We start from the raw sequence: 13140 nt of genomic DNA on the forward strand, positions 1-13140 counted from the left end.
GCATGGCCAATGATCCCGGCCATGCCTGCCACAGCCGCCAAGTCCCGTCGGGCCGCCCGACCGGCCGCCCGTCCGGCGTCGGCCGCCGCTCTGCGGTTCGGCCGGCTCGCGGTGATGGGCGCGGTCGCGGTGGTGATCCTGGTCGCCGGGGTGTGGGGGTCGTGGAGGACCGCGCCGTACGTGATGCTCACCAAGGGCCGGGAGAAGGGCACGGTGGAGGTGACGTCGTGCTCCGGGGAGATCTGCTCGGGCCCTTTCACGCCCGTTTCGCAGGGGGCGCGGGCGCGCGGGAAGGTCGTCCTGGAGAAGACGGTCGCGGTGCGGAAGGGGCGGACGTACACGGTGGTGGTGAAGCCCGGGACGGATGAAGTGCTGCGGTCGGGGCCGGCCGGAGTCCTGTACTCGTGGGTGCCGTTGGGCGGTGCGCTGCTGCTGGCGTCGGTGGTGGTCGCGGGCGGGCTGCGGCGGACGCGGATGGCCTGGGTGCTGGCGGGGTCGGGGTTCGCGCTGCTCACGGCGGCGTTCGTGACGATCTGAGGGCTGCGGGCGTTCTCCTTTTCTGTGGAGGAACTGAGCGTTGCCTGTTCGTGATTGACCTTCGGTCAGCGCGGATGGATGCTGAGCCGCCCCCTCCACATCTTCCCGTCCGTAACTCGAAGATGGATTTGCCCCATGCGTACCCTGACCCGTGCCGGCGCCCTGTCCGCCGTCGCCGCGGCCGCGCTGTTCGCCGCGCCCGTCGCCGCCCATGCCACCGCTCCCGGAGACAACGGGACCGTGAAGATCCACGACGCCGGGACCGGCGAGGCCCTGAAGCAGAACGAGCCGCACGTCTGCACGTTCTACCTGGACGCCTTCGGTTTCGACGCCGTCCAGCAGGTCGACTGGCACATCGAGGCCTGGGCCCCGACCGGCGCCACCAAGGGCGCGACGGTGAGGACCGGTGCCATCGTCCTGGACGCCCGGGGCCACGGCCGCACGGAGGACCTGTCGCTGCCGGACGGCCACTACAAGTTGTTCTGGAACTTCGACGGGGAGAACGGCGCCGCCAAGCACAAGGTGTTCTGGACGGACTGCGAGGACGAGAGCGGCGGCGGCTCGACGTCGGCGCCGTCGTCCGCCCCGGCCTCCGCCCCCGGCTCCCCGTCCGCCTCCACCTCGGCGTCGCCCTCGGCCGGGGCCTCCGCCTCGCCGAGCTCGTCGTCCTCCGGGACCGTCTCGGCGCCCTCGTCGCCGTCCGCGCAGGGCGGCGGCACGGGTGACCTCGCGGAGACCGGCAACGGCGCGCCGGTCGGCCTGCTCTCGGGTCTCGCGGCGGCGCTGCTGGCGGCCGGCGGCTACCTGGTGGTGCGGCGGCGCCGGGCCTGACGTACCGGTCGGAGCCGTAGAGGAAAGACACTCGGAAGTACGCGGAAGCGGAACAAGGGTGCCCCCGAGCTCGTACGAAGCTCGGGGGCACCCCTGTGTGGGTGGCACCCCTGTGTGCGGGTGGTTCAGCCGGTGTTGCGCAGGCCCGCCGCCACGCCGTTGACGGTGAGGAGCAGGGCGCGGGACAGGAGCGGGTCGGGGTCCTGGCCTGCCGCCGCCGCGTCGCGCTGGCGCTTGAGCAGGGTCACCTGGAGGTAGGAGATCGGGTCCAGGTAGGCGTCGCGGATGCTGAACGTCTGCTTCAGCACCGGGGCGGCGTCGAGGAGTTCGGACTCGCCGGTGATCCGGAGCACCTCGCGCACGGTCAGCTCGTGCTCGGCCCTGATGGTCTCGAAGACGTGCTTGAGCTCGTCCGGTACGAGGGTGTCGACGTAGTGCGCGGCGATGCGCAGGTCGGTCTTGGCGAGGGTCATCTCGACGTTGGAGATGAAGTTGCGGAAGAAGTGCCACTGTTCGTGCATCTCGTCGAGCACGCCCTCTCCGCCCAAGGTCGCGGTGAGGCCCGCCTCGCGCAGCGCCTTGAGTCCGGAGCCGACGCCGAACCAGCCGGGGACGATCTGCCGGGACTGGGTCCAGCCGAAGACCCACGGGATGGCGCGCAGTCCGTCGAGCGAGACTCCGGAGCCGGGGCGGCGGGAGGGCCGGGAGCCGAGGTGCAGGTCGGCGAGCTGGTCCACCGGTGTCGACGCGAGGAAGTACGTCGGCAGGTCCGGGTCCTCGACCAGGGACCGGTAGCGGGCGTGCGCGGCGTCGGAGACGACGTCCATCGCGGCGTCCCAGCGGGCGAGCGCCTCGGTGGACTGGCGGGGGGCGGTGTGCAGGGCGGAGGCCTGGAGTGTGGCGGCGACGGTCAGTTCGAGGTTCTCCCGGGCCAGGGACGGCACCAGGTACTTGTCGGAGATGACCTCGCCCTGCTCGGTCACCTTGATCTCGCCCTCCAGGGTGCCCCAGGGCTGGGCGAGGATCGCGTCGTGGGAGGGGCCGCCGCCGCGGCCGACGGTGCCGCCGCGGCCGTGGAACAGCCGCAGTCGTACCCCGTACCGGTGGGCGACGTCGCGCAGGCGGCGCTGGGCGCGGTGGATCTCCCACTGGGAGGTGGTGATGCCGCCGAACTTGGAGGAGTCGGAGTAGCCGAGCATGACCTCCTGGACATCTCCGCGCAGTGCCACCAGACGGCGGTACGACGGGTCGGAGAGCATGTCCTCCAGGATGGTGTCGGCGGCCTTGAGCTCGTCGGTGGTCTCCAGGAGCGGCACGATGCCGATCTTGGCCCAGCCGGCGTGCAGGTCGATGAGACCGGCCTCGCGGGCGAGGACGGCGGCGGCGAAGACGTCGTCGGCGCCCTGGCACATGGAGATGATGTAGGACTCGATGACCTCGGGGCCGAAGACCGTGAGGGCCCGCTTGACCGTCTCGAACACGCCGAGGGTCTTGGCGCCGGCCGCGTCGACGGGCGCCGGGGTGGGCGCGAGCGGGCGGCGGGAGCGCAGCTCCTTGGCGAGCAGCCGGGAGCGGTACTCGCGGGGCATGTCGACGTAGCGCCAGGACTCCTCGCCGAGGCGGTCGAAGAGCTGGCCGAGGGCATGGTGGTGGGCGTCGGCGTGTTCGCGTACGTCCATCGTCGCCAGCTGGAGGCCGAAGGCGGCCAGGGTGCGGATGGTGCGGTCCAGACGGCCGTCGGCGAAGAGGCCGCCGCGGTGTTCGCGCAGGGAGGTCTGGATGAGGGTGAGGTCGGCCAGCAGTTCGGCGGTGCCGAGGTAGTCGTGGCCGTCCCGGTGCGGGATGCCTCTGGCCAGGCGCTGCTTGGTGTTCTCCAGCTTCTGCCGGATGCAGGTGGCCTTGAGGCGGTACGGCTCCTCGGCGTTCAGCCGCTTGTAGCGGGGGCTGATCTCGGGGAGGCGGTCGAGGTCGGTCTGGAGGGAGTCGAGGAGTTCCTGGGTGGCGCCGGTGTAGCGGATGGAGTTGGAGAGGAAGCCGCGCAGCTCGTCGATCATCTCCAGGGCGTCGTTGATGCCGTGCTCGTGCTGGAGGATCAGGACGTCCCAGGTGACCTGGGGGGTGACGTTCGGGTTGCCGTCGCGGTCGCCGCCGATCCAGGTGCCGAAGGTGAGCGGGCGGGTGTGGTCGGGCAGCTTCACGCCGACCCGCTCCAGCTCGGCCGTAAGGTCCTCCAGGACGTCACCGACGGCGCCCGCGTGCAGTTCGTCCAGGTAGTAGATGGCGTTGCGGGCCTCGTCGGCCGGTTCCGGGCGGACCACGCGCAGTTCGTCGGTCTGCCAGACCAGGTCGATGTTCTCGGCCAGCCGTGTGTCGTGGCGGCGGCGGTCGGACTCGATGACCGGGGTCTCCAGGAGCGCGGCGATGCGCCGGAGCTTGTTGAGGACCGAGCGGCGCGCGGCCTCCGTGGGGTGCGCCGTGAACACCGGGCGAACATTGAGGTGGGCGACCGTCTCGCGCAGGTGTTCGGGGTCGGCGTCCTTGAGGCGGTCGGCGGTGCGGGCGAGCAGGCCGCCCTCGGCGGCGCGCCGGGCACGCAGTTCGCGGCCGCGGTGGACCTGCTCGGTGACGTTGGCGAGATGGAAGTAGGTGGAGAAGGCGCGGACCAGCTTGGCCGCGGTGGTGAGGTCGGTGCCGCGCAGCAGCTCGGCGGCGGCCTCTCCGTCCTCGCGGGTGAGTCGGCGGACCTTCTCGACGAGTTCCAGCAGCTCGGGGCCCTCCTGGCGGACGAGGGTCTCGCCCAGGAGGTCACCCAGCCGGCGGATGTCGGCGCGCAGTTCGCTGTTGGCCGAGGCGGCGCTCGTGGTCAGGTCGTCGGCACTGCTCACAGGTGCGGCTCCTTGCAGTGTTGAAGCTCGTCCGGGAGGGGAACCCGGCAGACCGGGCCGCGCGGCGGCTGCCGCATACGGCCCTGATCTTCCGGGAAGGAATCAGAGCGGACCGCGCTGTCCGACCGACTCCAAGGATAGGTGTCCATGCGGACGCGCAGACTCTCGGGCTCTTGCCGCCGGGCGACGCACTGCCATACTTACGATGCCGTAGGTTACGGAACCGTAGGAACAGGTGCGGTGTTCCGACGACCCGGCCTCTCTCACAACCCTCGACCCCACAGGGGACGCCCATGACCACGAGCTCCGATGTGATCGACGACGCCCCGAAGGCGACCGACACCCCGACTCCCTCGGCCACGCTGGGCGGTGAGCAGAAGCGGTCGATCGAGCAGATCACGCTGCTGCTGTTCATCACCGTTCCGTTCCTCGCGCTCCTCACGGCGGTGCCGCTGGCGTGGGGCTGGGGGGTGAGCTGGCTCGACCTCGGTCTGCTGGTCTTCTTCTACTACCTCGGCTGTCACGGCATCACGATCGGTTTCCACCGCTATTTCACCCATGGCTCCTTCAAGGCCAAGCGGCCCCTGCGGATCGCCCTGGCGATCATGGGGTCGATGGCCGTCGAGGGCCCGCTGGTCCGCTGGGTGGCGGACCACCGCAAGCACCACAAGTTCTCGGACGCGGAGGGCGACCCGCACTCCCCGTGGCGTTTCGGGGAGACGCTCCCGGCGCTGATGAAGGGCCTGTGGTGGGCGCACATCGGCTGGATGTTCGACGAGGAGCAGACGCCGCAGGACAAGTACGCGCCGGATCTGATCAAGGACCCGGCGATCCGTGCGATCTCCCGTCAGTTCATCTACTGGACGATGCTCTCGCTGGCCCTGCCCCCGCTGATCGGCGGCCTGGTCACCATGTCCTGGTGGGGCGCGTTCACCGCGTTCTTCTGGGGATCACTCGTCCGGGTGGCCCTGCTGCACCACGTGACCTGGTCGATCAACTCGATCTGCCACGCGGTCGGCAAGCGGCCCTTCAAGTCCCGCGACCGTTCCGGCAACGTGTGGTGGCTGGCCGTCCTGTCCTGCGGCGAGTCCTGGCACAACCTGCACCACGCCGACCCGACCTCCGCGCGCCACGGCGTGATGCGCGGCCAGGTGGACTCCTCCGCCCGGCTCATCCGCTGGTTCGAGGCGTTCGGCTGGGCGTACGACGTCCGCTGGCCGTCACGCTCGCGTATCGATTCGCGCCGGAACACCGGGGAAGACGGCTCTCGCAGCCGGAAGGAGACAGCCGAGGCGGCATGATTGACGCCGTGGCGACCGATCCGAGCAGCACCGAGAGCACCGACAAACCGCGGCGAGCGCGGCGGACCCGTATGACCGGTGCCGAGCGCCGTCAGCAGCTGCTGGAGATCGGCCGCACCCTCTTCGCCGCCAAGGGCTTCGAGGGCACGTCGGTGGAGGAGATCGCGGCGAAGGCCGGGGTGTCCAAGCCGGTGGTGTACGAGCACTTCGGCGGCAAGGAGGGCCTGTACGCGGTCGTGGTGGACCGTGAGATGCGGCGGCTGCTGGACATGGTGACCAGCTCTCTGACCGCCGGGCATCCGCGGGAGCTGTGCGAGCAGGCCGCGTTCGCGCTGCTCGACTACATCGAGGAGTACACGGACGGCTTCCGCATCCTGGTCCGTGACTCGCCCATCCCCCAGTCCACGGGGACCTTCGCCTCGCTGATCTCGGACATCGCCACCCAGGTGGAGGACATCCTGGGCCGTGAGTTCAAGAGCCGCGGCTTCGACCCCAAGCTCGCCCCGCTGTACGCGCAGGCCCTGGTCGGCATGGTCGCGCTGACCGGTCAGTGGTGGCTGGACGTGCGCCGCCCGAAGAAGGCGGAGGTCGCGGCCCACCTGGTCAATCTGGCGTGGCACGGGCTGGACGGCCTGGAGCAGAAGCCACGGCTGATAGGGCACCGGAAGAGCTGAGTCCCCCGGTGCCCGTGCGGATGCGGATGCGGATGCGTGATCAGACGCGGATCACTGCTGGTCAGTGCTTGAACGTGTCCTTGGCCTTCTCCTTGGCCTGACGGGCGTCGCCCTTGGACTGCCCGAGCCGGCCCTCGGCTTCCATCCGCTCGTTGCCGACGGCACGCCCCATCGCTTCCTTGGCCTTGCCCTTGACCTGTTCCTTCTTGCCCTTGGCCTTCTGTTCCTTCGCCACCGTCGCTCACTCCCTGCGCGATCGGACTGCGGTGTCGCCACCGCGAGTAGCCGTCAGGGCGCGGCACAAACGCCTTCGAGGAACTCCAGCCGGTTGCCCACCGGGTCCTCGGAGTAGAAGCGCCGGTGTCCGGGCAGGTCGTGGTCCCAGAGCACCCTCGCGCCCCGCGCCTCCAGCCGTTCGGCGTACGCCCCGATGTCCCTGACCCGCAGCCCCGGATGGGCCTTCCTCGCGGGCCGGAAGGGTTCCTCGATCCCCAGATGCAGCTGGACGCCGCCCGCCTCGAACCAGCAGCCTCCGCGCACGGCGAGTGCCGGCGGCTTGGGGATCTCGGTCATGCCGAGCACGTCGACGTAGTAGGCCCGCAGCAGCTCCTCCGACCCGGCCGGCGCGGCGAGCTGCACATGATCGACGGCGACCAGCATCACGCCCCCTTCCGCGCCACGGCGAAGATCCGGCGGAACGGGAAGGGCGTGCCGTGGGCGGTCGCCGGATAGGCCTCCCGCAGCGCGGCCCGGTACTCCGCGAGGAACGCCTCCCGGGCCCCGGGGTCGTCGGCGAGCGCGGTGAGGACGGGCCGCAGCCCCGTCCCCTTCACCCAGTCCAGCACGGGATCCTCCCCGTGGAGCAGATGCTGGTACGTCGTCTCCCACACGTCCGCCTCGCAGCCGAGGGCGGTGAGGCGCTGAAGGTACTCGGCCGGCTCCAGCACCGCGTCGTCGTGCCGGAGGGTCTCGGCGAGGCGGTCCCTCCAGCGGGCGGAATGGGCGATCTCGCGCATCAGCCGGTGGCTGGGGGCGGAGAAGTTGCCGGGCACCTGGAAGGCGAAGGTGCCGCCGGGGACCAGCCCCGCGATCCATTCCCCGAACCGCTCGGCGTGCCCGGGGACCCACTGCAGGGTGGCATTGCTGACGATCAGGTCGTACGGCGTCCCGGGCGTCCAGGTCCGTACGTCCGCGTGGGCGAAGTCGAGGCGGCCGCCGCCCGGGGTGGGGCCCGCGTGCTCGACGTGCGCCCGGTCGAGCATCTCGGTCGAGTTGTCGTAGCCGGTGACACGGGCGGCGGGCCAGCGGTCGGCGAGGAGGACGGTGACATTGCCGGGGCCGCAGCCGAGGTCGGCGATCCGCGGGGCGGCGCCGGGCGGGTCCGGGACGCGGGCGAGGAGGTCGACGAAGGGGCGGGCGCGGTGACCGGCGTGGCGGAGGTACTGGGCGGGGTCCCAGGCGGGCGCGTTCATGGCGGCGTTCATGAGGACCACCTTCCCCACCCAGCTCTCTTGATGTCAAGAGACTCGACATCAAGAGACTTCACATCGACACAACCACTACACTGATCGCCATGGAGGACGAGGTCGATCGGCTGGTCGCTGCGTGGCGCCGGGAGCGCCCGGACCTCGACGTGGAACCACTCGAGGTGCTCAGCCGGGTCAGCAGACTGGCCCGGCATCTGGACCGGGCACGGCGGCTGGCATTCGCCGAGCACAGCCTGGAGCCCTGGGAGTTCGACGTACTGACGGCGCTGCGGCGCGCGGGAACGCCGTATCAGCTCTCGCCGGGGCAGCTGCTCACCCAGACCCTGGTCACCTCGGGCACGATGACGAACCGCATCGACCGGCTGACGAAGAAGGGTCTGGTGGAGCGGTTGCCCGACCCGAGCGACCGGCGGGGTGTGCTGGTGCGGCTGACGGACGAGGGCCAGGACCGCGCGGACCAGGCCCTCGCCGGGCTGCTCGACCAGGAGCGGGCGATCCTCGCGGAACTCTCCCGCGCCCAGCGCGGCGAACTGGCGGGACTGCTACGCCAGCTGACCGCCCCGTTCGACAACATCCCCGGCTAGGTCGACGGGACCGACACCGGCCCGGCGGGCCAGGGCCACGGCGGCCAGGGTGGAGTGCACGCCGAGTTTGCCGAGGACGTTCTGCATATGGGTGCGCACGGTGTGGGGCGAGAGGAACAGCCGCTCGGCGACGGCCTTTCTGCCCAGCCCGGCGACCATGCACCGGAGCACTTCCCGCTCCCTCGGTGTGAGGGACTCGACGAGCCGCTCGCTCTCGGTGCGGTGCTTGCGCGCGGCGGTGAGCTCCCTGAGGACCCCCGTCAGCAGCGCGGGCGGCAGATGCGTCTCGTCCCGCAGCACTCCCCGGATGACGTTCAGCAGCCGGGACAGCGAGCAGTCCTTGGCGACCCAGCCGGAGGCCCCGGCCTGCAGGGCTAGCGCGGCCCGCCGCGGGTCGTCCTTCTCGGCGAGCACGACGATCCGTACGCCCGGCTGCGCGGTGCGCACCCCGGCGACCAGCGAGATCCCGTCGACGAGACCGTCCTCGTTGTTGTCGTGCACCGGCACGGCGGGCCGTACTCCTGGCAGGTTGCCGCCCAGGTCGGCGTCGACGAGCAGCACGTCGAAGCGGCGCCCCTCGGCGGCCGCGCGCTCCAGGCTGCGCAGCGCGGCGGGACCGCTGCCGGCGGCGGAGACGTCGACGTCGGGCTCGGCCGCCAGGGCTGCGGCGAGCGACTCGGCGAAGATGCGGTGGTCGTCGACGACCAGGACTCGGATGCGAACCACGAAACCCCCTTCCCCAAGCTCCTGAAGAGCAGGGGACCCCTTTGTGTCGGGAGACGGAACGGGCGCGGGTACGACGCCCGAAGCGCGATGGCCGCACGACCGCCGCCGTGCGTGAACTGCTACCCCCACTTCGGGCGTCGTACCCGACTGTCTCGCCCCCTGATCAGCACCGGCCCCCACCGGTGCTGTTCATCAGGGTACGGCCGGGGGCCAGGAGCGGAAGGTAATTTGCAGAACTGGCTGTCCGACGCGTTTATCGTGAGCCGTATGTTTCGTCTTGAGACAGAAGTCGACAAGGCCCGGCGCGATCTTCTCCGAACGCGGCTCAGAGACACCAACACCGCCGCCTCGCCGGTCCTGCGCGCCCTGCGCGGAACCCCAGGTGAACGCGAACTTCCGCTGCATGTCTGGGCGTTGGGGGAGGACGGGGAACTCGCCGGCGGACTGGTGGGCCACACCTGGGCGACCTGGCTGCACGTCAGCCATCTGTGGGTCGACGAACGCCACCGCGGCACCGGTCTGGGTTCGCAACTGCTTGCGAAGGCGGAGCGCATCGCCCGGCGCGAGCGGGGCTGCGCATCCGCGCGCCTGGAGACCTGGGACTTCCAGGCACCGGACTTCTACCGGAAGAAGGGCTACGAGGTGGTGTGCGTGATCCCCGACTATCCGCCGGGGGTCACGGAATACACGTTGACCAAACAGCTCGGATGAGGCCGTCCAGCCCTTCCGGCGACTGAGGACGAGGCCGTTCAGGCCGAAGGCGGGGGTCCGGGGGCGGCAGCCCCCGGAACGCTCAGCTCAGACGCCGTGCCCCGGCCGCAGGCACCGCCTCGAACACCCTGGGCGCCGCATGACCGCCGGCGGCGAACGCCTCCTCCACCGCCTTGGTGATCGTGTCCACGTCGGTCGCCTCCGCGAGGACGATCGCCGAGCCGCCGAAGCCGCCGCCGGTCATCCGGGCGCCGAGCGCGCCGGAGGCGAGGGCCGTGTCCACCACCAGGTCCAGCTCGGGGCAGGAGATGCGGAAGTCGTCCCGGAGCGAGGCGTGGCCCGCCACCAGGACCGGACCGATCGCCCGGGTCTCGCCCGACTCCAGCAGGGCGACCACCTTCTCCACCCGCTCGTCCTCCGTGACGACATGGCGGACCAGGCGGACCGCCTCCTCGTCGTCACCGAGCCGGGCCAGCGCCCCGTCGAGATCCTCGTAGGCGATGTCCCGCAGCGCGTCCACGCCCAGCAGCGCCGCGCCCCGCTCACAGCCCGCGCGCCGCTTGCCGTACTCGCCCTCGTTGTGGGCGTGCTTGACGCGGGTGTCCACCACCAGCAGGCGCATGCCCTCGGCGGCGAGGTCGAAGGGGATCTGCTTCTGGGAGAGGTCCCGGGTGTCGAGGAACAGGGCGTGGCCCTCCTCGCAGCAGGCCGAGGCCGTCTGGTCCATGATGCCGGTGGGGGCGCCGACGTAGACGTTCTCGGCGCGCTGGCACAGGCGGGCCAGCTGCCAGCGCTGCAGACCCAGTTCGAAGAGGTCGTTGAGCGCGAGGGCGACGACCACCTCCAGCGCCGCCGACGACGACAGACCCGCGCCGGAGGGGACCGTGGAGGCCAGGTGGATGTCAGCGCCCGTGACCGGGTGGCCGGCCTCGCGCAGGGCCCAGACCACGCCCGCCGGGTAGGCCGTCCAGTTGCGGTCCGACTCCGGGGCCAGATCCTCGGGCCCGAGTTCCACGACACCGCCCTCGACGTCCGCCGAGTGCAGCCGCAGCACGCCGTCCTCGCGGCGTGCGACCGCCGCGATCGCCGTGTGCGGCAGCGCGAAGGGCATCACGAAGCCGTCGTTGTAGTCGGTGTGCTCACCGATGAGGTTGACGCGGCCCGGCGCCGACCAGACACCGTCGGGGGCGGTTCCGTACAGCTCGACGAAACCGGCCCGCACCTGCTCTGCACCCACTACTGCTCCCTTGCCGTACCGATGGCCTGCGCGAACTCCCACGCGTCCGCGACGATCTCCGCGAGATCCGCGCGGGACGGGTTCCAGCCCAGCTTCTCCCGGGCCGCGGCGGCCGACGCCACCAGGACCGCCGGGTCGCCGCCCCGGCGCGGGGCCACCACCTCGGGGATCGGGTGTCCGGTGACCTTGCGGACCGTCTCGATGACCTCGCGGACCGAGAAGCCCTCGCCGTTGCCGAGGTTGCAGATCAGGTGCTCGCCGGGGGTGGCGGCCGCGACGGCGAGCAGATGGGCCTCGGCGAGGTCCGCGACGTGGATGTAGTCGCGGACGCAGGTGCCGTCGGGGGTCGGGTAGTCGTCGCCGTAGACCGAGATGGCGTCCCGCTTGCCCTGGGCCACCTGGAGCACCAGGGGGATGAGGTGCGACTCGGGGTCGTGCCGCTCGCCCTGGGCGCCGTACGCGCCGGCCACGTTGAAGTAGCGCAGGGAGACCGCGGCGAGCCCGTGGGCCGCCGCCTCGCCGGTGATCATGTGGTCCACGGCGAGCTTGGTGGCGCCGTACGGGTTGGTGGGAGCGGTCTCGGCCGTCTCGACGATCGGGACCTCCTTGGGCTCGCCGTACGTGGCGGCCGTGGAGGAGAAGACGAGCTTGCGGACGCCGGCCTCGCGCATCGCGCCGAGCAGCGCCATCGTGCCGCCGACGTTGTTCTCCCAGTACTTCTCCGGCTTGACGACCGACTCGCCGACCTGCGAGGACGCGGCGAAGTGCAGCACGGCCTCGAAGGAGGGGTCGAGCCACTTCGCGGCGTCGCGGATGTCGCCCTCGACGAAGGCGGCGCCGGCCGGGACACCCTCGCGGAAGCCCGTCGAGAGGTTGTCGAGCACGACCACCTCGTGGCCGGCCTCCAGCAGGTGCTGGGCGACGACACCGCCGACGTAACCCGCGCCACCCGTCACCAGGTACTTCATCAACTCGCTACCTCTCGCAGTCGCTCGGCCGCGGCCTCCGGCCGGATGTCGTTGATGAACACGCTCATGCCGGACTCGGAACCCGCGAGGAACTTCAGCTTGCCGGAGGTCCGGCGGATGGTGAAAAGCTCGAGGTGGAGCGCGAAGTCGTCACGGTTGACGCCGTCGAACTCCTCCAGCGCGCCGAACGGGGCCTGGTGCCAGGCCGCGATGTAGGGCGTGGGCGGTTCACTCTCGCCGAAGATCCGGTCGAAGCGCCTCAAGAGTTCCAGATACACCTGGGGGAACTCTGTGCGGGCCTCCTCGCCGAGCGCGAGCAGGTCGGGCACCCGGCGCTTCGGGTAGAGATGCACCTCGTACGGCCAGTGCGCCGCGTACGGCACGAAGGCGACCCAGTGTTCACTCTCCAGGACGACCCGCTCGTCGGCGAGCTCACGCTCCAGGACGGCGTCGAAGAGGTTCTGCCCGCCGGTCATCTCCTTGTGCTGGGCCACCTGGCGCAGCATCAGGGCGGTGCGCGGGGTGGTGAAGGGGTACGCGTAGATCTGGCCGTGCGGGTGGCCCAGGGTCACGCCGATCTCGGCGCCGCGGTTCTCGAAGCAGAACACCTGCTCCACGGAGGGCAGGTGGGACAGCTCGGAGGTCCGGTCCGTCCACGCCTCCAGGACCAGCCCGGCCTGCTCCTCGGTGAGGTCGGCGAAGGACGAGTTGTGGTCGGAGGTGAAGCAGACGACCTCGCAGCGGCCCGAGTCGCCGGCCAGCGAGGGGAAGCGGTTCTCGAAGACGACGACGTCGTACGACGAGTCCGGGATCTCGCTCAGCCGGTCGCCCTGGGAGGGGCACAGGGGGCACTCGTCGGCCGGCGGGTGGTAGGTGCGGCCCTGACGGTGTGAGGCGACGGCGATCGAGTCACCGAGCAGCGGGTCGCGGCGCACCTCCGAGGTGGTGACGGTCCGCTCCAGCGGCCGCTTGTCCACCGCGTCGCGCACGGTGTCGTCCCTCAGGTCGTAGTAGATGAGCTCGCGACCGTCGGCCAACGAGGTCGAGGTCTTTTTCACGCCACGGCTCCTCACTACGCAACCCTCAACATAACTAAACATAACAAACCACAAGGCAACAGTGACGTCAATGGTCCGGAGCCTGTGACAGGTAAGTCGCAGGGTGTGAACAGGCGTATGTCGCGTGTAGGGGGCATAGAT

Annotated in this window: 14 protein-coding genes; 6 read left to right on the forward strand and 8 right to left on the reverse strand. The window is 70.8% G+C overall.

The features are described 5' to 3' along the window. Positions 1-9 precede the first annotated feature (9 nt). Together ABZT17_RS03590 and ABZT17_RS03595 are read left to right on the forward strand one after the other, a co-directional pair. Positions 10-537 carry a hypothetical protein gene (locus ABZT17_RS03590; protein ID WP_356343196.1) on the forward strand — a complete coding sequence of 176 codons (528 nt, stop codon included), beginning with the start codon at positions 10-12 and terminating at the stop codon, positions 535-537. Positions 538-672: 135 nt separating this feature from the next. After that, on the forward strand, positions 673-1368 hold the full coding sequence (locus ABZT17_RS03595) for an LPXTG cell wall anchor domain-containing protein (protein ID WP_356343198.1): 696 nt from the start codon (positions 673-675) through the stop codon (positions 1366-1368). 125 nt (positions 1369-1493) lie between these two features. Here ABZT17_RS03595 and ppc read toward each other — a convergent pair whose 3' ends face one another. After that, on the reverse strand, positions 1494-4253 hold the full coding sequence (gene ppc, locus ABZT17_RS03600; protein WP_356343200.1) for a phosphoenolpyruvate carboxylase: 2760 nt from the start codon (positions 4251-4253) through the stop codon (positions 1494-1496). A gap of 293 nt (positions 4254-4546) precedes the next feature. On the opposite strand from ppc, the gene ABZT17_RS03605 reads away from it, so the two are divergent. Then, complete coding sequence (locus ABZT17_RS03605; protein ID WP_356343203.1) at positions 4547-5554, forward strand: fatty acid desaturase; 1008 nt, start codon at positions 4547-4549, stop codon at positions 5552-5554. Next, positions 5551-6228 (forward strand): TetR/AcrR family transcriptional regulator, encoded by a 678-nt coding sequence (locus ABZT17_RS03610; RefSeq protein WP_356343205.1) that lies wholly within the window; start codon positions 5551-5553, stop codon positions 6226-6228. Before ABZT17_RS03605 ends, ABZT17_RS03610 begins: the two co-directional genes overlap by 4 nt. Before the next feature lie 61 nt (positions 6229-6289). Here ABZT17_RS03610 and ABZT17_RS03615 read toward each other — a convergent pair whose 3' ends face one another. Genes ABZT17_RS03615 through ABZT17_RS03625 form a run of 3 tightly spaced genes read right to left on the reverse strand, consistent with a single transcriptional unit; the run spans position 6290 to position 7712 of the window. Further along, complete coding sequence (locus ABZT17_RS03615) at positions 6290-6463, reverse strand: CsbD family protein (RefSeq protein WP_356343207.1); 174 nt, start codon at positions 6461-6463, stop codon at positions 6290-6292. 53 nt (positions 6464-6516) lie between these two features. Then, positions 6517-6888 (reverse strand): VOC family protein, encoded by a 372-nt coding sequence (locus tag ABZT17_RS03620; RefSeq protein WP_356343209.1) that lies wholly within the window; start codon positions 6886-6888, stop codon positions 6517-6519. Continuing rightward, positions 6888-7712, reverse strand: a complete 825-nt coding sequence (locus ABZT17_RS03625; protein WP_356343211.1) for a trans-aconitate 2-methyltransferase — start codon at positions 7710-7712, stop codon at positions 6888-6890. The genes ABZT17_RS03620 and ABZT17_RS03625 overlap by 1 nt, the downstream gene beginning before the upstream one ends. An 89-nt stretch (positions 7713-7801) precedes the next feature. On the opposite strand from ABZT17_RS03625, the gene tamR reads away from it, so the two are divergent. Next, positions 7802-8299, forward strand: coding sequence for a MarR family transcriptional regulator TamR (tamR, locus tag ABZT17_RS03630; RefSeq protein WP_327717576.1), 498 nt, complete (start codon positions 7802-7804; stop codon positions 8297-8299). On the opposite strand, the gene ABZT17_RS03635 is transcribed toward tamR, so the two are convergent. After that, positions 8258-9025: a response regulator transcription factor gene (locus ABZT17_RS03635; protein ID WP_356343214.1), complete on the reverse strand. Its 768-nt coding sequence runs from the start codon at positions 9023-9025 to the stop codon at positions 8258-8260. The genes tamR and ABZT17_RS03635 overlap by 42 nt on opposite strands. 255 nt (positions 9026-9280) lie before the next feature. Here ABZT17_RS03635 and ABZT17_RS03640 point away from each other — a divergent pair, with 255 nt between their 5' ends. Next, on the forward strand, positions 9281-9736 hold the full coding sequence (locus tag ABZT17_RS03640; protein WP_356343381.1) for a GNAT family N-acetyltransferase: 456 nt from the start codon (positions 9281-9283) through the stop codon (positions 9734-9736). An 82-nt stretch (positions 9737-9818) separates the two neighbouring features. Here the strand turns inward: ABZT17_RS03640 and galK are convergent, their stop codons facing one another. The 3 genes from galK to galT are packed head-to-tail and all read right to left on the reverse strand — an operon-like array spanning position 9819 to position 12999. Beyond that, complete coding sequence (galK, locus tag ABZT17_RS03645) at positions 9819-10973, reverse strand: galactokinase (RefSeq protein ID WP_356343215.1); 1155 nt, start codon at positions 10971-10973, stop codon at positions 9819-9821. Next, a complete protein-coding gene (galE, locus tag ABZT17_RS03650) occupies positions 10973-11941 on the reverse strand; it encodes a UDP-glucose 4-epimerase GalE (protein WP_356343217.1) in 969 nt (322 codons plus the stop codon). Before galE ends, galK begins: the two co-directional genes overlap by 1 nt. Beyond that, positions 11941-12999, reverse strand: a complete 1059-nt coding sequence (galT, locus tag ABZT17_RS03655) for a galactose-1-phosphate uridylyltransferase (RefSeq protein ID WP_356343219.1) — start codon at positions 12997-12999, stop codon at positions 11941-11943. Before galT ends, galE begins: the two co-directional genes overlap by 1 nt. Positions 13000-13140 lie beyond the last annotated feature (141 nt).

The sequence above is a fragment of the Streptomyces sp. NPDC005648 genome (assembly GCF_040605395.1).
Classification (GTDB): Bacteria; Actinomycetota; Actinomycetes; order Streptomycetales; family Streptomycetaceae; genus Streptomyces.

Coding starts and splice junctions, on each gene's coding strand:
- ABZT17_RS03590 (WP_356343196.1), top strand. CDS start 10: ATGATCCCGGCCATGCCTGCCACAGCCGCCAAGTCCCGTCGGGCCGCC.
- ABZT17_RS03595 (WP_356343198.1), top strand. CDS start 673: ATGCGTACCCTGACCCGTGCCGGCGCCCTGTCCGCCGTCGCCGCGGCC.
- ABZT17_RS03605 (WP_356343203.1), top strand. CDS start 4,547: ATGACCACGAGCTCCGATGTGATCGACGACGCCCCGAAGGCGACCGAC.
- ABZT17_RS03610 (WP_356343205.1), top strand. CDS start 5,551: ATGATTGACGCCGTGGCGACCGATCCGAGCAGCACCGAGAGCACCGAC.
- ABZT17_RS03620 (WP_356343209.1), bottom strand. CDS start 6,888: ATGCTGGTCGCCGTCGATCATGTGCAGCTCGCCGCGCCGGCCGGGTCG.
- ABZT17_RS03625 (WP_356343211.1), bottom strand. CDS start 7,712: ATGAACGCCGCCATGAACGCGCCCGCCTGGGACCCCGCCCAGTACCTC.
- tamR (WP_327717576.1), top strand. CDS start 7,802: ATGGAGGACGAGGTCGATCGGCTGGTCGCTGCGTGGCGCCGGGAGCGC.
- galE (WP_356343217.1), bottom strand. CDS start 11,941: ATGAAGTACCTGGTGACGGGTGGCGCGGGTTACGTCGGCGGTGTCGTC.